Below are 19,230 nucleotides of genomic sequence, written 5' to 3' on the forward strand. Positions count from 1 at the left end.
TCCTCAAAACACGATCTGCGCCAGCTTGGTGTCGAGATAGTCGGAAATGCCCTCGAAGCCTCCCTCTCGGCCCATTCCCGAATATTTGGTGCCGCCGAAAGGAGCCTCGGCAGCCGCGAGCGCGAAGCTGTTGATGCCGACCATGCCGGACTTCAGCTCCGCGACGGTGCGCCGGGCTCGCTTGGGGCTGCTCGTGAAGGCATAGGCGGATAGCCCCATATCGCTGGCATTGGCCCGGGCGATGACGTCATCATCCGTCGAGAAGGACGTTATGGCGGCGATCGGTCCGAAATTCTCCTCGGCGAACACGCGCATGCCGTCCTCGACATGGGTGAGCACCGTCGGCTCGAAGAAAAAGCCTGCATTGAAGGCAGGGGGGGCTCGTCCACCGGTGGCCAGCCTGGCCCCGGCTTTTTCGGCCTCGGCGACGATGGATTCGATTTCGTCACGGCGCTTGGCGTTGATGAGAGGTCCCATCTGGGTCGCGCTGTCGAGGCCATCTCCGAGCCTGAGGGCCCGGGTCCGGGCAACGAACCCTTCCACGAAGGCGTCATGCAGGCTTTCGTGAACGAAGAAGCGATCGGGCGTCACGCAGACTTGCCCGGCATTGGCGTATTTGGTCGGTACCGAAACGTTGAGCGCCAATTCGAGGTCGGCATCGTCATAGATGATGAGAGGCGCGTTGCCGCCGAGTTCCATCGAGACCTTCTTCACCGTCTCGGCGGCATCCTTGATCATCTGCTGTCCGACGCGCGTCGAGCCGGTCAGCGAGACCTTGCGCACCCCCGCGGAGGCCATGATGGGATCATAGGTCGCGCTGGTCGGGCCGACGACAAGGCTGACGACGCCGGCCGGAATGCCGGCGGCCTTGGTGCAATCGACCAAGACCATGGCCGTTCCCGGCGTCTGGCTCGAAGGGCGAACGATGATCGAACAGCCGGCAGCGAGGGCTGGCGCAACCTTGCGGGCCACCAGTGCCGCGGGAAAGTTCCAGGCCGTGAAGGCGGCAGCGATACCGACGGGCTCATGCAGGACTTCGAAACGCCCCGCCGGCACCCGGCTTTCGATGACGCGGCCATAGATGCGGCGTGCTTCCTCGGCGTACCAGCGGAACTGGTCGGTGGCCAGGATCCATTCACGTTCGGCCTGTACCAGAGGCTTGCCGGTTTCACTCGAAATCATGCGGGTGGCTTCGTCCTTGCGGCGAAGCATCTCATCCGCAATGCGATGCAGGGCATCCGCGCGTTCGAATGCCGGTTTGGATTTCCACAGTGTGAACCCCCTTGCCGCACCTTCAAGGGCGTCGTGCGTATCGGAGCGTGCGGCGACGGGTACCTCGCCCAATACGCGTTCATATACCGGGCTGATGACCGGTGCGCGGGCCTTGTCCGCTGCCTCGCGCCATTGGCCGTCGATGAAAAGGCCGAAATCCTGGTACATGCTCAAATGACCTCACTTGTCTTTACCGGCCGTCCCTCCTGGATGGATCTGCCGGCGGCTTCCGCCAGAACGAGGGCTCGCCGGCCGTCCTCAAAACCAACCTCCGGCGCCGTGCCATTTTCGACGGCGTCGACGAACGCACCGATCTCGGCGTTGAAGGCCTCGGCATATCGCTCGATGAAGAAATTGAGGTAGGGCGCCCCACGGGATGTGAACTCCCCGGTGAAGCGCACGGAATCATGCGTTCTCCGGTTCTCCGAGACCGCCATGCCCTTGTTGCCGAACACTTCGACCCGCTGGTCGTAGCCATAAACAGCCTGCCGCGAGTTCAGGATGACACATTGCTTCCCGGATGCCGCGGTGAGAACCACCGATACGGTATCCCAGTCATTGCAGCGTTCCATCAGTGGCGGGTTCACAAGGCGGCTTCCGACGGCACTCACTGTTTCGGGTTCCTCCCCCAGCAGGAAGCGGGCCATGTCGAAATCATGGATCGTCATGTCGCGAAAAATGCCGCCCGAAACCTCCATATAGGCAGCTGGAGCCATTGCCGGGTCTCGGGAGGTGATGACGATCTGGTGCAGGTCGCCGATGTCACCGTTCACGATGGCGGCGCGCGTAGCCCTGTGCGTGGGATCGAAGCGCCTGACGAAACCAAGCATGATAGGCAGGGACGACTTGCCGATGATCCTGGCGCAGCGATCCACTCTTTCCAGGCTGAGGTCGATCGGCTTCTCGCACAGGATGGGTTTGCCAACCGCCACAGCCTTCTCGATATAGTCTGCATGCGTGCTCGTGGAGCTTGCAATGAGCACCGCATCGACGCCCTCGGAGGCGAATACGTCTTCGTCGGTTTCAAAAACGGTGGTGGCTTCCCTTGCCCCCACCTCCATGGCCGCCTCCCTCGAAACGTCGAAGACACCTGCAAGCCTTGCCCGAGGGTGCGCTGCTATATTCGCAGCATGCATCCGCCCGATGCGCCCGCAACCCAACACAGCGATTCTGAGCACGGAAGTTCCTCCCATTTTTTCTTAGCAATGATCATTGCAAAAATCTCATATTGTCAACAACTGATGCGGAGTTTTTGGAGGAACGTCCATCACAGTTTTGGGATGACCGTTTTCGCGCTGCCCCGTCAGGCGCCGGACAGCCGAACTCCCGGTTCGCGGCGGCCCGGCACAGGTCCCATCGTCGGCCTGCGCCAAGGTCGGCTCTCGAAATGTCGCCCAATGGAGAAATGTTTATTGACATTTTTTATTGTTTGCAATTTTCTTTGCGCGGGTACCTGAGGGAGGACGAGATGACTGGCCGGGAGAAGGCATATGCGCTGGAGGCATGCCGTGGGTCCAGGAAGATCGTTCCCTCTGATTTACCTGGGTTCTCAATCTAAAACAGCTTCATAGAGATAAAATCTAAATTAAAACATTAAGTATTTCCGAGGGCGGGAACCAGCGAAAATGTCACTCCTGAGATTGGAGGAGGTCGCCAAGTCCTATGGCGATGTCCAGGTGTTGAAGGACATCACACTTACCGTCGCGCCCGGTGAGGTTCTCGCGCTGGTCGGAGAAAACGGTGCCGGCAAATCCACCCTGATGCGCATTGTTGCGGGGCTGACCGCGCCAAGCGCCGGTTCTCTTAAGTTCAAGGATAGTCCGGCGCTTGGAACGCTCATCGAAGCCGAGCAGGCCGGGATCGTGATGGTGCATCAGGAGTTCTGCCTGGCGCCGCATCTGACCGTTGCGGAGAATATCTTCCTCGGGCGGGAACTGACACGGGGCCTGTTTACCGATGTGAAGGCGATGAGGATATCCGCCGCCGCAATCCTGGCCGAACTCGGCTCGGCGGTGTCACCTCGGGCGCGGCTCAGCGAATTGCCGGTAGCCGCCTGGCAGATGATCGAACTCGCCAAGGCCTTCGCCCGCGATCCCAGGCTGATACTCATGGACGAACCGACGGCGGTGTTGTCCGCCGATGAGGCAGCACAGCTGTTTGCCAGGCTTCGCAAATTCCGAAGCTCCGGTGGTTCGGTGATTTTCACCTCGCATCGCCTCGATGAGGTCAAGCAGATCGCCGACAAGGTAGCCGTGTTGCGCGACGGGCAGATCGCCCGGATCGAAACGGCGGAGCGCATCTCTGAAGAGGAAATGGCCGAGGCGATGGTCGGCCGTCCGCTCGCGGAGATCTATCCGAGCAAGGCCGATCGAAAGACGGTCGAGATCTTCCTGCGGGTGGAAGCGCTTTCGGACAAGACGCTTGTGCGAAACGCGACGTTCGAAGTGCGCCGAGGCGAGATCCTCGGCATATCCGGCCTCATCGGATCCGGACGAACCGAGCTCTTCGAAGCCCTTTTGGGGCTGCGCTCCGCCAGTTGCCGCTCACTGGAGATCCATGGAAGGCCTTCGAGACTGCCGTCTGCACGCCAGGCATGGCGCATGAGACTGGCCTATCTGACCGAAGATCGAAAAGGCAAGGGGCTGCTGCTCGGCAAGAAACTGGAAGAGAACATCGCCCTTACCAAAGGAGCGATCGATGGCGGAGCCTGGATCGATTTCAGAGCGGAAAAGCAAGATCTCGTCGACGCGGTGCGGGTCTACGACATCCGCGCCGGCAACTTGAACATCGCCGCGGGCTCTCTCAGCGGCGGCAATCAGCAAAAGGTCCTGATTGCAAAGACACTCGCCACCGATCCCGATCTGATCGTGTTCGATGAGCCGACGCGCGGCGTCGATATCGGCGCCAAGCAGCAGATCTACCAGATCATCGCCGACCTGGCGGAGACCGGTAAAGCCGTCGTCGTCATCTCTTCCGAAATGCAGGAAATCGTCGGACTGGCCGATCGGGTTCTCGTGATGCGCGGCGGCGCCATTGCGGGCGAACTGGCCGGCGCTGACGTCAAGGAAAACGAGATCATCCGCCTAGCGATGGGACTTCGGGAGGAAGCAGTCAATGTCTGATATCGCAAAGGCCAGCGCCCCGGGTTCCGGCGCGCTCGTTTGGTCGCCTCGGCGCCTGCTGGAAGCGGCGGGACCATTGCTGGCCCTCGCGCTCCTCCTGATCGTGGGCGCCTCTATGAGCGGCAGTTTTCTCGGGGCCGAGAATCTATCGAATGTGCTGACGCGCAGTGCCTTGATCGGCATCATCGCGATAGGAGCGACATTCGTGATCACCGCCGGCGGTCTCGATTTGTCGGTGGGCTCCCTTTCCGGCCTCGTGGCCGGCTTGACGATCATGTTCATGAATCACGGGCTGCCATGGCTCGGGAGCGGTTGGGGCCTGGTGGCGGCCGGCATTGCCTGCGCGCTCTTCCTGGGGGGCTGCGCCGGATTGCTCAACGGCGTCATGATCGTGAAGGGGCGTGTCGAAGCCTTCATCGTGACCCTGGGCGCCATGGGTATTTTTCGCTCCATCCTGACCTGGCTGTCGGATGGCGGCTCGATAGCGCTGGATTTCTCGCTGCGGACAGCGTCGCGCCCGATCTACTACGGCGAGATCGCCGGCATTTCCGTGCCGATCATCGTGTTCGCCCTGATGGCAATCGTCGGCGAAGTCGTACTTCGGCGCACGCGCTTCGGCCGGCACGTTGCGGCCATCGGCTCCAGCCGTTCAGTCGCGGTCTACTCGGCCATTCCCGTGGATCGGGTTCGCATACTGACCTATGTCGTGCAGGGACTGACCGTCGCAGTTGCAACGGCGATCTACATCCCGCGCCTCGGCACGACCACGCCGTCTACGGGCCTGATGTGGGAACTGGAGGCGATTGCGGCCGTCATCATCGGCGGGACCCGTCTGAGCGGTGGATTTGGCCGCATCTGGGGAACCGTGGCCGGCGTTCTGATCCTCGGCTTCATCAGCAACATCCTCAATTTGAGCGGTCTGGTCAGCCCCTATCTGAACGGGGCTTTCCAGGGCGCCATCATCATCATCGCCGTCTTGCTCCAACGCGATCGCTCACAGGGTTGACGGCGTCAGAACACCAATCAAAGAGGGAGGAAACTATGTTCGGCAGATTGAAATCGGTCGTGGCAGCCGGAGCCATGCTCCTGGCGGGATGGACAGCGCCAGCGGCGGCCGCCGAAACGACGATCGGTATCTCTATCCCCGCGGCCACCCATGGCTGGACTGGGGGGCTCAACTATCACACCAAGCGCACGATCGAGCGCATGAAAGCGGCCTTTCCAGACGTTGACTTCGTCCTCACCACGTCGTCGAGCGCGACACAGCAGGTCAACGACGTCGAGGACATGCTCGCCCGTGGCATCAAGGCCCTGGTGATCCTGCCTTTTGAGTCCGACCCGCTCACCGAACCGGTCAAGGCAGCGAAGGCCAAAGGGGTCTTCATCGCAACGGTCGACCGAGGTTTGTCCCAGGAAGGAATCGAGGACGTCTATGTCGGGGGCGACAATCCCTCTTATGGGCGCACGGCTGCCGAGTACTTCAAGAAGAAGTTTCCGAATGGCGGCAAGATCGTCGTCATGCGCGGCATTCCCACCGCTATCGACAACATTCGGATCGAGGCCTTCAACGAAGCGTTGAAGGGGACCAACATCAAGGTCCTCGACATGCAATACGCCAATTGGAATCCCGACAAGGGCTTTGAAGTGATGCAGGACTATCTGCAGCGCTTCCCCGAGATCGACGGTGTCTGGACAGGCGATGACGACGCTGCTCTCGGCGCCATCGAGGCCATCAAGCAGTCGGGCCGAAAAAACGTCGCAGTACTGGGAGGTTCCGGCATGAACAAGGTGATCAAGCTCGTCATGGATGGGCACGACATGGTCGATGCCGATATTTTCTATCCGCCGACCCTGATCATCCCCGCCATCGAACTGGTCACGATGAAATATGCGACTCAGGCACCGATCAGCGGCCGCTATGTTCTGTCCAGTCCGCTCATCACCAAAGACAACGCCGCGGAATATTACTTTCCGGATGCGCCTTATTGATCCAGAACGGGGGGCGAGTTCGGTGGAAAGCTGAAGCGTCTGGCGGCCGCACGCGATCGTGCGGCCTGATCCCTGGGCGATCCGTACAATCTTAAGCGGGCGTTCTTCGCCCACATCGAGAAGGGCAGGCAACCTCCCGGGCTGCCTTGTTCATCCGGAAGATCTTACAGCGGCCGCGCACACCGGCAGCCATGCCGATCACACACGCGGCCCCGTGTAGTGGTGATTTGAGCGTTTTCTTATCTCCGCTGCCTGTTGTCTGACGAAGCATTTCGCGCCTGAGGCATTGAGCGCCGAAGAGGGCGATCTACGGCCTGTTTCCGACAACGACAGCGGGCCCCACCTCCGGGCCGAGCGCGATGTGCTGGCCAGTCTCTCGACTATGAAAAGGATAATTTGTCGGCGACCTCCTTCAAGAGCCGAAGAGCATCGTCAATCCCGCCCTCGACCGAATCCAGACGATGCACGAAGGGGCAGGTCAAGACAGCGACCGCATGGCGCTCCGGCGACAGAATTGGCACGCTGACATCTTCGATGCCCCGAACCTCCTGGCTGTCTCCGATGCGGTGGCCTTGCTGGCGGTATTCGGCGAGGTGAGATTTGATCGCCTGGAAGGACTTCTGCTTATCGGGATCGTCCCATCGAGCAAGGAGGTCCTCCATCATGGCCGGGCTCGCAAAAGCAAGGAGCGTTTGACCGGAACTCGTGGCGACAAGATCGATCGGCGCGCCGATCCGCAGTCCGAACTCCCAATTTCCCGGACAGCTTGCGTGTGCGACTACGACAGCCGCATCTGCCTCCCGCACGACGAGATGGCAGGACTGGCGCGTTTCGCGAGCGAATGCATCCATCAGCGGCTGGGCGGGGGCGACAAGCCGCCGCAACGGCGGATGCCGATGCGCCAGCGAGAAAAGCTTCATCGTCAGCGCATAGCGGTCTCCCTCGAGGGAGCGGCTGACATAGTTGCGCGCCACGAGCCGTTCGACCATGCGATAGACTTCGCCGGGACTGCGGCCCATGGCCTTGACGATCTCCGCGCGGGTGAGCCCGCCGGGCTGCTCGGATAAGAGTTCCAAAATATCCAAACCCTTGTCGAGAGCCGGAGCGCGGTAGCGATCCTCGCTCTCCATATCGGCCTTGAGTGGCGTCGCCATCGTCTTTTCTCTTTTTGCCATCGTTCTCGGTTTACATATAAACGTATTGTTCGTATAAGAAGCGTGCAGGCAGATTATCATGCAGAAGCATTGTGGTCGAAGTCACAGGCTCAGGGAGGATGGATAGGCCCATGCGTTTGGAAGGTAAGCGTATTTTCATTTCCGCCGCCGCGCAGGGCATTGGCCGAGCTAGCGCATTGGCTTGTGCCCGCGAAGGCGCCGAGGTGGTGGCAACCGACGTCAATATCGAAGGCCTGCGAACGCTTTCCGCCGAAGACAGCCGCATCGAAACCCTGCCTCTCGATGTTCGCGACGGATCGGCCGTCTCCGCCTTTGCTTCGGCCCAGACCCCTTTCGATGCGATCTTCAACTGTGTCGGTTTCGTCCACAACGGAACCATCCTCGATTGCGAGGAAGAGGACTGGGACTTTTCTTTCGACCTCAACGTAAAGTCGGCATATCGGGTAACGAGAGCCTTGCTGCCAGGGCTGCTGGACCGGGCCAATCAAACAGGCACAGCCGCGATTCTCAACATGGCCTCGATGGCGTCATCCATCAAAGGTTTCCCAAATCGCTTCGTCTATGGGGCGACGAAAGCTGCCGTCATCGGCTTCACCAAGAGTATTGCCGCCGATTATGCGTCCCGGCGGCTGCGATGCAACGCCCTCTCCCCCGGGACGGTCGATACGCCGTCGCTACGCGAGCGTATCGCCACTGCCGCCGATCCCGTTCAGGCCGAAAAGGACTTCATTGCCCGCCAGCCGATGGGTCGCCTGGCAGCGGTCGGCGACATAGCGCCGATGGTCGTCTTTCTCCTCTCCGATGAATCGCGTTTCGTCACCGGTCAAGCCGTTCTCGTCGATGGCGGCGTCACGATCTGAGGAAAGCGTGAGCGGGTGACGGGCGGATCGAGCGCTCATCGGTCCCCGTCAGCAACGGGGCTTGGATCTCGTTCGAGCCGATCTCGCAAGTAAAGCCAAAGTACTGGAGCCGGGATCTCGATCCTCGGCAGGTAGACTCGTGCCTAGCTGTATCGCCTCTCATTTTTGCGCAAGCCACACGGACCAGAGGTCATGAACGCAATCGTCTCGATGACGGCAATTGAGAAGACGTTCCCCGGTGTGCATGCCCTTCGTCAAGCGCGGCTGGAGCTCATGCGCGGCGAGGTCCATGCGTTGATGGGCGAGAACGGGGCCGGCAAATCGACCCTGATGAAGATCCTTTCCGGCATCTACACGCCTGATGCGGGCGAGATCCTGCTCGATGGCAGGCCGGTCACCATAACCTCGCCCAAACAGGCGCAGACCCTGGGCATCTGCATCATTCACCAGGAACTCAACCTGATGAATGACCTGACCGCCGCCCAGAACATCTTCATCGGTCGCGAGCCGCGCAAGGCAGCCGGCCTGCTGCTGGACGAAGCCAAGCTAAATGCCCAGGCGGCAACGATCTTCGCGGAAATGAATCTGCAACTCGATCCGCGCACGCCGGTCGGCAGCTTGACGGTCGCGCGCCAGCAGATGGTGGAAATCGCCAAGGCGCTGTCCTTCAATTCGCGCATCCTGATCATGGATGAGCCGACGGCGGCGCTCAATGATGCCGAGATCGCCGAACTCTTCGCCATCATTGCCAGGCTGAAGGCAGACGGTGTCGCCATCGTCTACATTTCCCACAAGATGGACGAGATCAAGCGCATTGCCGACAAGGTCACGGTGATGCGCGACGGGGAATATGTCGCCACCGTGCCTGCGGCGACAACGCCGCTTGAAACCATCATCTCCATGATGGTTGGCCGTACGCTGCAGGACGAAACACCCGTTTTCCCCGACCTCGGCGCCGCGCCGGAAGTGCTCAAGGTGGTGGGGCTGCGGCGCGGGCGCGAAATCCGGGACGTCAGCTTCGCGATCAGGAAAGGGGAGATCCTCGGCTTCGCCGGGTTGATGGGAGCCGGGCGCACCGAGGTTGCGCGTGCTATTTTCGGAGCAGACCGCCGCGAGGCCGGCGAGATCTTCATGCATGGGCGCAAAGTCTCCATCCACACGCCGCAAGACGCCGTGAGGGCCGGCATCGGTTATCTGTCGGAAGATCGAAAGCGTTTTGGCCTCGCCCTCGGCATGGACGTGCGAAACAACGTCGTCCTTGCCAGCATGAGGCGCTTCATCACTGCGGGAGGCATGCTCAGGGAAGGGGCGATGCGCCAGGTGGCGGCGGACTACATGGCGAGTCTTGCCATCAAGACGCCGTCGGACCGCCAGACCGTGCGCCTGCTGTCAGGCGGCAATCAGCAGAAGGTCGTCATCGCCAAATGGCTGCTGCGTGACTGCGACCTCCTCATTTTCGACGAGCCGACGCGGGGCATCGATATCGGCGCCAAGAGCGAGATCTACAAACTGCTCAACGCCCTCGCGGCGGAGGGGAAGGCGATCATCGTGATCTCCTCCGAATTGCCGGAGGTGGTTCGGCTGAGTCACCGCATCGCGGTGATGTGCGAGGGCCGCTTGACCGGCATGCTGCCGGGAGGCGCCTCGCAGGAAGAAATCATGCGCCTGGCAACCCAACGCCATGGCGGCGTGGCAGCCGAAATAGCGCAAGGCGACCATCGGGGAGGACATTGATGAGCAGTACGACAGCAGCCGGCGCGCCTACTTCCAAGCGCTTCGCCGACGCGCAGCAAAAATTGCTGGCTTTCGCGAGCCTGATCGCGCTCGTGGCGGTTTTCGGGATATTGCGACCCGACAGCTTCCTGCAATCGTCGAATTTCGTTGCCATCCTGCAGCAGACCACGGTGAATGGCGTGCTGGCCATCGCCGCTACCCTGGTGATCATCACCGGTGGCATCGATCTGTCGATCGGCACGCTGATGTCCTTTTGCGCCGTCATTGCCGGCGTGATCCTCACATGGGGGCAGATGCCGCTGGCCGTGGGCGTGATCGGCACGATCCTGGCAGGCGCGGCGGTAGGCATTTTTTCCGGGACGCTCGTCGCCAAGCTGAAGATCCCGCCTTTCATCGCGACGCTTGGCATGATGCTGGTGCTCAAGGGAGCTGCCCTGCTGATTTCGGGAACCAAGCCGATCTATTTCAACTCGACGCCGGGCTACAGCAAGATCTCGCTGGGTTCGCTGGTCGGCGATGTCGTTCCAGGCTTGCCGCTGCCCAATGGCGTGCTGGTGCTGTTCGCCGTGGCGATCGTCACCAGCTTCATCCTTGGCCGCACCATCCTCGGCCGCTTTACCTTCGCATTGGGATCCAACGAGGAGGCCGTGCGCCTGTCGGGTGTCAATGTCGACGCCTGGAAGATCGCCATCTATGCCCTTGCGGGTGGTATCTGCGGCATTGCCGGCATTCTGCTTTCCTCGCGTCTCAACTCGGCCCAGCCGGCACTCGGCCAGGGCTACGAACTCGATGCCATCGCGGCCGTCGTCATCGGTGGTACCTCGCTCAGCGGCGGGCGGGGCACCATTCTGGGGACGCTCATCGGAGCCTTGATCACCAGCGTCCTGTCCAATGGCTTGCGCATCATGTCGGTGCCGCAGGAATGGCAGTTCGTCGCCACCGGCTCGATCATCATCCTCGCCGTTTTCTTCGACATGCTGCGCCAGCGTCGGCAATAGGCGCGCGGGCGTGCCGGACCAAAGAGTGAAAAGCTCAAGACCCTCATAACCTAGGAAGGAGACGTCCATGATCACCAGACGCATGATGCTCGGAGCGGCCGCCGCATTAGCGCTTGCCGGCTTGGCTCCCGCGGCCCAGGCTGCCGACCAGCCTTATGTCGCGTTGATTTCGAAGGGCTTCCAGCATCAGTTCTGGCAGGCCGTCAAGGCCGGTGCCGACAAGGCGGCCAAGGATTTCAACGTCAAGGTGACGTTCGAAGGGCCGGAATCGGAAACCCAGGTCGACAAGCAGATCGACATGCTCGCCGCTGCCCTCTCGCGCAAACCGTCAGCGATCGGCTTTGCTGCACTCGACAGTCAGGCCGCTGTGCCGCTCTTGCAGCAGGCGGCGGATGCCAAAATCCCGGTGATCGCCTTCGACTCCGGCGTCGACAGCCCGATTCCGCTCAGCACTGCCGCCACGGACAACCAGGCTGCAGCGGCGCTGGCCGCCGACAAGATGGCCGCGCTCATCGGCAATGAAGGCAAGATCGCGCTGGTGGTGCACGATCAGACCAGCCGGACCGGCATCGACCGGCGTGACGGTTTCGTCAACCGCATGAAGGAAGCCTACCCCAAGATCGAGATCGTCTCCATTCAATATGGCGACGGTGACCAGCTCAAATCGACCGAGATCACCAAGTCGATCCTGCAGGCCAATCCCGATCTCAAGGGGATTTTCGGCTCGAACGAAGGCTCGGCCATCGGCGTGGTCAATGGCGTGAGTGAAGCAGGCAGGAAGCTCGTCGTGATCGGTTATGATTCCGGTGCTGCCCAGATCAAGGCCATTCGCGACGGCGTGATGGCTGGTGCCATCACTCAGAATCCAGTCGGCATCGGCTACAGGACGGTAGAGGCGGCGGTCAAGGCCCTCAAGGGCGAGACATTGCCACCGAAGATCGATACCGGTTTCTACTATTACGACAAGAGCAACATCGATCAGCCGGAAATCAAGGCGGTCCTCTACGATTGAGTATGGCTCCCTCAATTACGGGGCGGTGCGCCGAAGCATCGTCCCGCTTCAATCTGCTCAAGGCAGAGCCAAGACCATGATCTGCGCCGTCCGTTACATGATTTCCTGTCGTTCCCGCTTCCTGCGCCTGCAGATGGGTGACATTATCTCGACCGGCATGCCGCCGGGCGTCGGTCTTGGTCAGCAACCGCCCGTCCATCTGCAGCCCGGCCAAATCGTTTCACGGGGCATCGAGGGCTTGGGCGAACGCAAACAGCGCATCGTCGCGGCCTGATCTTCCAAGGAATAGTTTTCATGACCATCATCACCGGCATGCAGGTCCTCGATCTGCGCTTTCCGACCTCGCAGCATCTCGACGGTTCGGATGCGATGAATCCCGATCCCGATTATTCGGCTGCCTATGTGATCCTGGAAACGGATACGGGCGGGCTCGCGGGGCACGGCCTTACCTTCACCATCGGTCGCGGCAATGAAATCTGCTGCGCGGCCATCGAGGCGCTTCGGCATCTCGTCGTGGGGCTCGACATGGACGTGGTCACCAAGGACATGGGCGCCTTCTGGCGTCACATGACCTCCGACAGCCAGTTGCGCTGGATCGGTCCGGACAAGGGTGCGATCCACCTTGCCACCGGTGCCGTGGTCAATGCGGTCTGGGATCTTTGGGCGAAGATCGAGAAGAAGCCTGTCTGGCGGCTCGTCGCGGACATGACGCCGGAAGAGTTCGTGCGCTGCATCGACTTTCGCTACATCACGGACTGCATCACGCCCGAGGAGGCGATCGACCTCCTGCGTGGGCTCGAGCAGGGCAAGGCCGAGCGCCTCCAGACGCTGCAGCAGGAAGGCTATCCCTGCTATACGACATCTGCCGGCTGGCTCGGTTATAGCGACGAGAAGCTGCGCCGCCTTGCCAAGGAGGCTGTCGAGGCCGGCTTCAACCACATCAAGTTGAAGGTCGGGCGCGATCTCGAAGATGATATTCGCCGCCTGAGCATCGCACGCGAAGCCGTCGGCCCCAATGTCAAGCTGATGATCGACGCCAATCAGGTCTGGGAAGTCGACCAGGCGATCGACTGGGTGAAGAAGCTCAGCTTCGTCAAGCCTTGGTTCATCGAGGAGCCCACCAGTCCCGACGATGTCGAGGGGCATCGCAGGATCCGGGAAGCCGTGGCCCCGGTACAGGTCGCGACCGGCGAGATGTGCCAGAACCGCGTTATGTTCAAGCAGTTCATCATGCGCGGCGCCATCGATGTCGTGCAGATCGACGCCTGCCGCATCGGCGGCATCAACGAGGTTCTCGCCGTGCTGCTCATGGCAGCGAAATACAAGCTTCTCGTCTGCCCTCATGCCGGCGGCGTCGGCCTGTGCGAATATGTGCAGCATCTGTCGATGATCGATTATCTCGTCGTCTCCGGTTCGCGGGACGGGCGGGTGATCGAGTTCGTCGACCACCTCCACGAGCATTTCAAGGATCCCTGCATCATCCAGGGAGCTGCCTATATGCCGCCGTGCGAACCGGGGTTCTCGATCGAGATGAAGGAACAGACCCTTTCAGATTTCCGCTTTCGCGGTTGAGGAGAGACGAATGGATCTTGGTCTGAAAGACAAAGTCTTCATCGTGACCGGCGGTGGCGCCGGGATCGGTGGGGCGATTACGCTGGGGCTTGCGGCAGAGGGCGCGATTCCCGTCATTTTCGGGCGCAGCCCGCTGGACGCTGATTTCGAAAGGCGCCTCCGCGAGGCTTCACCCGCGGCCCTGTTCGTGAGGACCGATCTGACGCAAGACCAGGCCTGCGAAATGGCCGTCGCGGAGGCCTACAACGCCTTCGGTAAAATTGATGGCTTGGTCAATAATGCCGGTGCAAACGACGGTGTTGGCCTGGAGGCGGGGCCGGCCGATTTCCGTGCGTCGCTGGAGCGCAATCTCATCCACTACTATACCCTTGCCCATCATTGCCTGCCTGCATTGCGGCTTTCGAGAGGCTCGATCGTCAATATTTCCTCGAAGACGGCGTTGACGGGGCAGGGCAATACGAGCGGCTACACGGCCGCGAAAGGCGCGCAACTGGCGCTCACCCGCGAATGGGCGGCGGCGTTGCGAGAGGACGGCATTCGCGTCAATGCCGTCATCCCCGCCGAGGTGATGACGCCGCTTTATGAGCGTTGGTTGAACACTTTTGAGGATCCGCAAGCGCGGTTGCAGGACATCACGCGCCGTATCCCGCTCGGCAAGCGCATGACGGCGGCCGAGGAAATCGCCAATACGGTGATTTTCCTCCTGTCCGATGCCTCCAGCCATACCACGGGCCAATGGCTCTTCGTCGACGGCGGTTACGTGCATCTCGATCGCGCTCTGGTATGATAAGGTCGTTTTGGCGGAGCGGTGAGGGCAGGCATTCAGTCTGACCAAGGATCAGCGCAGATCGTAGCGGCGCAGGTCAGATGGCCAGGGCGCGGAGCAAGCCTTCGAGATTGCGCTCGCCGTCCTTGGTCTGTGCGCCGGCCCGCAGGCCGCCCCGGATCAGCTTTTCGGCTGCGGGGCGTTCGAAAAGTCCGGTCCAGGCGTCATGCTCACGGCGAAAGCCTTCTTGCAGGTCTGTCACAGGCACGGCTTGCTTGGCGGCGGCGACGACGCCTTCGGGCAACGCGGCGATGTTGCGCGCCAGCCGATCGACGAAATCGTCAAGCTCTGCCGCCGGCAAGGCTCGGTTGATCCATCCGTAGCGCTCCGCCATCGCGGCATCGGTGAGATCGCCGCCTAGGATCACCTCGAGAGCGCGACCGCGCGTCATCCGACTGGATAGATATTGGGTGGCGCCGCCCCCCGGGGTGATGCCCATCAACGCCTCGCACTGCGCGAGCCCTGCTCGGTCCTGGGCGGCGAACGCCATGTCGGCTGCCGCAACGAACTCTGCGCCGCCGCCTCGGGCCAGCCCGGAGAGCTTGACGATGGTCACCTGCGGCTGCTCCCGTAGGAGTTCGCCGAACGCCTGGAATGGGTTGAGCCCGTCAGGAGCATCGCGCACGAGCTCGTCGAAGGCATGCGGTTCGTCGATCAATGTCATGTCGACATGGGCGATGAAGAACTCTGGATCGGCGCTCTGGAAAACCAGCACGCGCGTGTTTGGATCGTTGCGCAATGACAGGAGCAGGCGGCGGATTTCGCCCATCAGAGTCACATCGAGGACGTTGACCGGCGGATTGTCGATCGTGATCGTCGCGACGCCATCCGCCTGGGAAATGCGGAGCTTGCTGAAGTCTGCGTCTGTCATATCTACTTCTCTTTGTTTCGGGGAATACCGGGCGTTGGACTTTCACGCCTTTGATCATATGGTATTCATTGGATACCTAGCGTCAATTACGCACCTGAAGCATCCCAGGGATGCCGGAGGATACCGATGGATGACACCGATCCGATCTACCGTGCCGACTGCCCGAGCCGCGTGATCCTCGATCAGATCGCCGACAAATGGTCGATGATGGTGCTGGCGGTGCTGCGGGAGCCACGTCGCTTCAATGCGATCAAGCGCCGTCTTGATGGGGTCACGCAGCGCGTGCTGACTCAGACACTGCGCAAGCTGGAGCGCAATGGCATGGTGACCCGCCGAGTGTTGTCTGGCCGCGTGCTCGGCGTCGAGTATGCGCTGACACCGCTGGGCCAATCATTGCAGGGCCCATTTGCCACCCTGTTCGACTGGACCGTCGAGAACATGGGCGTGATTCAGGATTGCCAGCGCAGCTATGACGTACTTTCAGCGAGCGATTGAATTGCCGCTCCGCCTCAGAATGCACCAGCGGGCCGTTCCCACACCTGGTGGCCGGTCATGCCATCGTCCGCTGGATGAGCCGGTCCGCGATGGCTAGAGGCAACCTCCATCCTGGTTGGGTCACGATGCGAAAGAGAAGAAGCTCTCCCTCCGATCAAAAGGACCTCCCAATCATCCCGCCTAATCGGCAATTGTCGGTTGCTGGTCGGCTGCGTTGGGCTCTAATGTCTAATTCGGACTTTTGACAACAATCGACCTGTCGAGTCTGCCCGATAATGTTGTTTATCGCGGAAGGTTGGAAATCGGAAAGAGGCGATGACGCGTTGTCTCGTACTTGACCTTGGAGCCGGCAGCGGCCGTGCGATGCTGGCTACGTTTGAGAACCGCCAGCTACGGCTCGACGAAATTCACCGCTTCGACGGCTATGCGGTCGAAAGGGACGACGGCCCTCATTGGTCCCTCCCGTGCCTTTTCGATGAGATCGAGGAGAGCCTGCGCCGGTGCAGGGTCGAGGTCGGTTCGCTCGATTCCATCGGCGTGGACAGCTGGGGCCTGGACTATGCGTTGCTGGATCATGCCGGCGGGCTGGTAGGAGAGCCCTATCACTACCGCCATCCGCGCTCGCAGCGCGGACGGGAAGCCTTGCGGCTCGCCCCGGAAGAGCTCTACGCGATCTCGGGCGCGCAGGACCTGCCTGTCAATACGATTTGCCAGCTTTTCGACCAGGCTCGGCATGGCCCCGATGAACTGGCAAAGAGCCGCGGCCTTCTGATGATGGCCGATGTCGTCAATTACCATCTGACCGGGAACCTGCGGTCCGAACTGAGCCTGGCGCGCACGTCCGGGCTCGTCGATGCCCGTACGGAAGATTGGAGTACCGAGCTTTGCCAAAGGCTCGGTCTGCCGCGGCAGCTACTGCAGCCCATCATTCGCCCTGCCGAGGTCTATGGCACGCTGCGCGGTGAACTTGCCGACAGGCTGGGATTGGGGCCGGTTCCGGTGATCTCGGTCGCGGCCCATGATACGGCCAGCGCGGTAGCGGCGCTCGATCTAACCGATGGCGGCGGCTTCGTGATCTGCGGATCATGGTCCCTGATCGGCCTGGAGCGGCGTGTGCCCGATCTCGATGATGGCGTGCGGGCCTCAGGCTTCGGGAATGAGGGCGGCATTCTCGGCCGTACCTTCCTGGTCAAGAGCCTGAACGGCCTGCATCTCATCCAGAAATTGCGGGCTGCCTGGCAGCAGCGCCACGGCCGGCCGGTGACGTTTGCCGGGATCGCCGATGAAGTCACGAGAGCCGCTGCCCTGGATGATACGCCCGCCATCGATCCATCCGATCCGCTCTTCTTCAATCCCCCGGACATCATCGAGGCGATCCGCCGATCATGTGCGCGGAACGGCACCTTTCCTCCCTACGACCTCGGAGGCCTGGCGCTGGCCGTCTATAATGGCTTGGCCGCAGAAATCGGTTCTGCGGTCAAGACGATCGAGAAGCTGACGGGCCGTCCGCTGCCGAGCCTCACTTTGTGTGGCGGTGGCGTGCGGGATGCAGTTCTGTGTGACAGGATCGCCGCCCGTGCCGGAAAGACCGTGCGGATCGGTCCAGCCGAAGCGAGTTCCTGGGGCAATGCCTTGGTTCAGCTCCTTGGCCTGGGCCAGATAAAATCATTGGAAGAAGGGCGGGCTCTGGTTGAACAGTCCGCGGACATTCGCGATCTTGTCTGAAACGTTCCGATATTTGGTCAGGTGATCCGGTGATGCATGTTGGCGGTTGAGCGAAAAACCAGGATACTCGACCTTGTCACCCGCAACCGCAGCGTTGTGGTGGCCGAACTCAGCCAGGAACTGGGGGTCACCGAAGAGACCATACGGCGCGATCTCAACAAGCTCGAAAAAGAGGGCCTCCTCAGCCGGACGCATGGGGGCGCGATCGCACTCCAGGGCGAAGCCGAAGACCTGCCTTATCGGACACGGCATCTCATCAACATCGAAGCCAAGCGCTCGATCGCCGGGAAGGCATCGACGCTCGTCAGGGACGGCGACGCGGTGATGATGGATTCGTCCTCGACGGCCTATGAGACTTTGAGAGCGATTGGCAACCGGCGGGATTTGACCCTCATTACCAATTCCGTACGCATCCTGTCGGACCCCAGCCTGCCCCCCTACACGATCATGTCGGTCGGTGGAGAATTGCGGCGCCGCTCGATGACCTTCGTCGGCCCGCTGGCCGGCCAGACCATCGCCCAGTTCAATGCGGATGTCGCCCTGATCAGTTGCAAGGCAATCTCGCTGACCGGCGGTCTCATGGAGGCGAACATGGCCGATGCGGACGTGAAGCGCGCCTTCATCGAGAGCGCACAACGGGTTTGCCTCCTCGTCGACAGCGAGAAATTCGACAAGACGGCCCTGATTAGCATTTGCGGCTTCGGACCCATCGATTTCGTGGTCACGGACCGGGAGCCATCGCCGGAATGGCGCGAATTGTTCGAAAGGAACCAGGTGAAGCTGATCGTGTAATGGATATAATCGGACAAACACAGAAAATATAATGTCTGAATTATTGACTTTTTGACCGAATATACGAAAACTTGGGGCGACCAATGAGGTGCCCGGCATGCAAGACGATCTGCGATTGCGCGAATATATCTGTGAAATCGGGCGGCGCGCTTATGCGCGCGAGATGGGCGCCGCCAATGACGGCAACTTCTCGGTTCTCCTGGATGACGGCACCTTGCTGTGCACCCCGACCAGCGTCTCCAAGGGGTTCATGACGCCTGACATGATCTGCCGGATCGACCGGCAGGGCGCTCTTCTCGAAGACAGGGGTTTTCGTCCCTCGACCGAAATCAAGATGCATCTCTGCGTCTACGACCGTCGTCCTGATGTCCGGGCCGTCGTGCACGCCCATCCCCTCTATGCCACCGTTCACGCCATCTGCGGCAAGCCGATCACGCAGCAGATCATGCCCGAATCCACCATGTTCCTCGGCGAGGTGCCTCTGACGCCCTATGCGCTGCCCTCGACGAGCGAATTGTCCGATGCGATCGCTCCCTATCTCGACCGATATGACGCCCTGCTCCTGGAAAACCATGGCGCGCTGTCCTACGGGCACGATCTCACCAGTGCCTATTTCAAGATGGAAGCGCTCGATTATTACGCCAAGGTCGTCTACCTCGCGGCCCATTATGGCGGCGCGAAGGAATTCAACGCCGAGCAGATCGAGAGGCTTCTCGATATCCGCCGCACCAAATTCGCCCAGCCCGGACGCCATCCCTTCCTCGATCGGCCTGCCGAATAAGAGCGG

18 protein-coding genes are annotated in these 19,230 nt (G+C 61.1%); 14 read left to right on the forward strand and 4 right to left on the reverse strand.

Features of this window, described 5'->3' with window-relative positions:
- Nucleotides 1–3: 3 nt before the first annotated feature.
- Both ACZYTC_RS31755 and iolG read right to left on the reverse strand, forming a co-directional pair.
- Nucleotides 4–1,440, reverse strand: coding sequence for an NAD-dependent succinate-semialdehyde dehydrogenase (locus tag ACZYTC_RS31755; RefSeq protein WP_488991455.1), 1,437 nt, complete (start codon nt 1,438–1,440; stop codon nt 4–6).
- A 2-nt stretch (nt 1,441–1,442) separates the two neighbouring features.
- On the reverse strand, nt 1,443–2,465 hold the full coding sequence (gene iolG, locus ACZYTC_RS31760) for an inositol 2-dehydrogenase (protein ID WP_441770559.1): 1,023 nt from the start codon (nt 2,463–2,465) through the stop codon (nt 1,443–1,445).
- 432 nt (nt 2,466–2,897) lie between these two features.
- Between iolG and ACZYTC_RS31765 the strand changes: the two genes are divergently transcribed.
- The 3 genes from ACZYTC_RS31765 to ACZYTC_RS31775 are packed head-to-tail and all read left to right on the forward strand — an operon-like array spanning nt 2,898 to nt 6,383.
- Nucleotides 2,898–4,394, forward strand: coding sequence for a sugar ABC transporter ATP-binding protein (locus ACZYTC_RS31765; protein ID WP_488991456.1), 1,497 nt, complete (start codon nt 2,898–2,900; stop codon nt 4,392–4,394).
- Nucleotides 4,387–5,400, forward strand: a complete 1,014-nt coding sequence (locus ACZYTC_RS31770) for an ABC transporter permease (protein WP_441770561.1) — start codon at nt 4,387–4,389, stop codon at nt 5,398–5,400. Before ACZYTC_RS31765 ends, ACZYTC_RS31770 begins: the two co-directional genes overlap by 8 nt.
- A gap of 35 nt (nt 5,401–5,435) precedes the next feature.
- On the forward strand, nt 5,436–6,383 hold the full coding sequence (locus ACZYTC_RS31775) for a substrate-binding domain-containing protein (protein ID WP_434960531.1): 948 nt from the start codon (nt 5,436–5,438) through the stop codon (nt 6,381–6,383).
- Nucleotides 6,384–6,763: 380 nt separating this feature from the next.
- Here ACZYTC_RS31775 and ACZYTC_RS31780 read toward each other — a convergent pair whose 3' ends face one another.
- Nucleotides 6,764–7,618 (reverse strand): IclR family transcriptional regulator, encoded by an 855-nt coding sequence (locus tag ACZYTC_RS31780; RefSeq protein ID WP_488991457.1) that lies wholly within the window; start codon nt 7,616–7,618, stop codon nt 6,764–6,766.
- Between the two features lie 50 nt (nt 7,619–7,668).
- On the opposite strand from ACZYTC_RS31780, the gene ACZYTC_RS31785 reads away from it, so the two are divergent.
- The 7 genes from ACZYTC_RS31785 (at nt 7,669) to ACZYTC_RS31815 (ending at nt 14,521) form a co-directional block, all read left to right on the forward strand.
- Nucleotides 7,669–8,418: an SDR family oxidoreductase gene (locus ACZYTC_RS31785; protein WP_488991458.1), complete on the forward strand. Its 750-nt coding sequence runs from the start codon at nt 7,669–7,671 to the stop codon at nt 8,416–8,418.
- Nucleotides 8,419–8,610: 192 nt separating this feature from the next.
- Nucleotides 8,611–10,152: a sugar ABC transporter ATP-binding protein gene (locus tag ACZYTC_RS31790; RefSeq protein WP_488991459.1), complete on the forward strand. Its 1,542-nt coding sequence runs from the start codon at nt 8,611–8,613 to the stop codon at nt 10,150–10,152.
- A complete protein-coding gene (locus tag ACZYTC_RS31795) occupies nt 10,152–11,150 on the forward strand; it encodes an ABC transporter permease (protein WP_434960534.1) in 999 nt (332 codons plus the stop codon). Before ACZYTC_RS31790 ends, ACZYTC_RS31795 begins: the two co-directional genes overlap by 1 nt.
- 67 nt (nt 11,151–11,217) lie before the next feature.
- Nucleotides 11,218–12,162 carry an ABC transporter substrate-binding protein gene (locus tag ACZYTC_RS31800; RefSeq protein ID WP_488991460.1) on the forward strand — a complete coding sequence of 315 codons (945 nt, stop codon included), beginning with the start codon at nt 11,218–11,220 and terminating at the stop codon, nt 12,160–12,162.
- A gap of 25 nt (nt 12,163–12,187) precedes the next feature.
- Nucleotides 12,188–12,436, forward strand: a complete 249-nt coding sequence (locus ACZYTC_RS31805; protein ID WP_488991461.1) for a fumarylacetoacetate hydrolase family protein — start codon at nt 12,188–12,190, stop codon at nt 12,434–12,436.
- Nucleotides 12,437–12,456: 20 nt separating this feature from the next.
- On the forward strand, nt 12,457–13,734 hold the full coding sequence (locus tag ACZYTC_RS31810; protein ID WP_488991462.1) for an L-fuconate dehydratase: 1,278 nt from the start codon (nt 12,457–12,459) through the stop codon (nt 13,732–13,734).
- A gap of 10 nt (nt 13,735–13,744) precedes the next feature.
- Complete coding sequence (locus ACZYTC_RS31815; RefSeq protein WP_488991463.1) at nt 13,745–14,521, forward strand: L-fucose dehydrogenase; 777 nt, start codon at nt 13,745–13,747, stop codon at nt 14,519–14,521.
- 76 nt (nt 14,522–14,597) lie between these two features.
- On the opposite strand, the gene ACZYTC_RS31820 is transcribed toward ACZYTC_RS31815, so the two are convergent.
- Complete coding sequence (locus ACZYTC_RS31820) at nt 14,598–15,431, reverse strand: enoyl-CoA hydratase/isomerase family protein (protein WP_488991464.1); 834 nt, start codon at nt 15,429–15,431, stop codon at nt 14,598–14,600.
- Nucleotides 15,432–15,557: 126 nt separating this feature from the next.
- Here ACZYTC_RS31820 and ACZYTC_RS31825 point away from each other — a divergent pair, with 126 nt between their 5' ends.
- The 4 genes from ACZYTC_RS31825 (at nt 15,558) to ACZYTC_RS31840 (ending at nt 19,224) form a co-directional block, all read left to right on the forward strand.
- Nucleotides 15,558–15,926 (forward strand): winged helix-turn-helix transcriptional regulator, encoded by a 369-nt coding sequence (locus ACZYTC_RS31825; RefSeq protein WP_441770570.1) that lies wholly within the window; start codon nt 15,558–15,560, stop codon nt 15,924–15,926.
- A gap of 315 nt (nt 15,927–16,241) precedes the next feature.
- Entirely contained in the window at nt 16,242–17,651 is a 1,410-nt protein-coding gene (locus ACZYTC_RS31830; RefSeq protein ID WP_441770571.1) for a rhamnulokinase, read from the forward strand.
- 36 nt (nt 17,652–17,687) lie between these two features.
- The gene (locus ACZYTC_RS31835; protein WP_434960542.1) at nt 17,688–18,443 is read left to right on the forward strand and encodes a DeoR/GlpR family DNA-binding transcription regulator; all 756 of its coding nucleotides are present in this window, start codon (nt 17,688–17,690) and stop codon (nt 18,441–18,443) included.
- Between the two features lie 97 nt (nt 18,444–18,540).
- Nucleotides 18,541–19,224, forward strand: a complete 684-nt coding sequence (locus tag ACZYTC_RS31840; RefSeq protein WP_434960543.1) for a class II aldolase/adducin family protein — start codon at nt 18,541–18,543, stop codon at nt 19,222–19,224.
- The last annotated feature ends 6 nt before the right edge of the window (nt 19,225–19,230 follow it).

It is taken from the genome of Labrys sp. F242, from assembly GCF_057813875.1.

Bases quoted from the DNA above. Each gene is read 5' to 3' on its own strand.
- ACZYTC_RS31820 (WP_488991464.1), bottom strand. From the start codon at position 15,431: ATGACAGACGCAGACTTCAGCAAGCTCCGCATTTCCCAGGCGGATGGC.
- ACZYTC_RS31830 (WP_441770571.1), top strand. From the start codon at position 16,242: ATGACGCGTTGTCTCGTACTTGACCTTGGAGCCGGCAGCGGCCGTGCG.
- ACZYTC_RS31775 (WP_434960531.1), top strand. From the start codon at position 5,436: ATGTTCGGCAGATTGAAATCGGTCGTGGCAGCCGGAGCCATGCTCCTG.
- ACZYTC_RS31790 (WP_488991459.1), top strand. From the start codon at position 8,611: ATGAACGCAATCGTCTCGATGACGGCAATTGAGAAGACGTTCCCCGGT.
- ACZYTC_RS31815 (WP_488991463.1), top strand. From the start codon at position 13,745: ATGGATCTTGGTCTGAAAGACAAAGTCTTCATCGTGACCGGCGGTGGC.
- ACZYTC_RS31835 (WP_434960542.1), top strand. From the start codon at position 17,688: ATGTTGGCGGTTGAGCGAAAAACCAGGATACTCGACCTTGTCACCCGC.
- ACZYTC_RS31795 (WP_434960534.1), top strand. From the start codon at position 10,152: ATGAGCAGTACGACAGCAGCCGGCGCGCCTACTTCCAAGCGCTTCGCC.
- ACZYTC_RS31780 (WP_488991457.1), bottom strand. From the start codon at position 7,618: ATGATAATCTGCCTGCACGCTTCTTATACGAACAATACGTTTATATGT.
- ACZYTC_RS31825 (WP_441770570.1), top strand. From the start codon at position 15,558: ATGGATGACACCGATCCGATCTACCGTGCCGACTGCCCGAGCCGCGTG.
- ACZYTC_RS31810 (WP_488991462.1), top strand. From the start codon at position 12,457: ATGACCATCATCACCGGCATGCAGGTCCTCGATCTGCGCTTTCCGACC.
- ACZYTC_RS31765 (WP_488991456.1), top strand. From the start codon at position 2,898: ATGTCACTCCTGAGATTGGAGGAGGTCGCCAAGTCCTATGGCGATGTC.
- ACZYTC_RS31770 (WP_441770561.1), top strand. From the start codon at position 4,387: ATGTCTGATATCGCAAAGGCCAGCGCCCCGGGTTCCGGCGCGCTCGTT.
- ACZYTC_RS31800 (WP_488991460.1), top strand. From the start codon at position 11,218: ATGATCACCAGACGCATGATGCTCGGAGCGGCCGCCGCATTAGCGCTT.
- ACZYTC_RS31755 (WP_488991455.1), bottom strand. From the start codon at position 1,440: ATGTACCAGGATTTCGGCCTTTTCATCGACGGCCAATGGCGCGAGGCA.
- ACZYTC_RS31785 (WP_488991458.1), top strand. From the start codon at position 7,669: ATGCGTTTGGAAGGTAAGCGTATTTTCATTTCCGCCGCCGCGCAGGGC.
- iolG (WP_441770559.1), bottom strand. From the start codon at position 2,465: ATGGGAGGAACTTCCGTGCTCAGAATCGCTGTGTTGGGTTGCGGGCGC.
- ACZYTC_RS31840 (WP_434960543.1), top strand. From the start codon at position 18,541: ATGCAAGACGATCTGCGATTGCGCGAATATATCTGTGAAATCGGGCGG.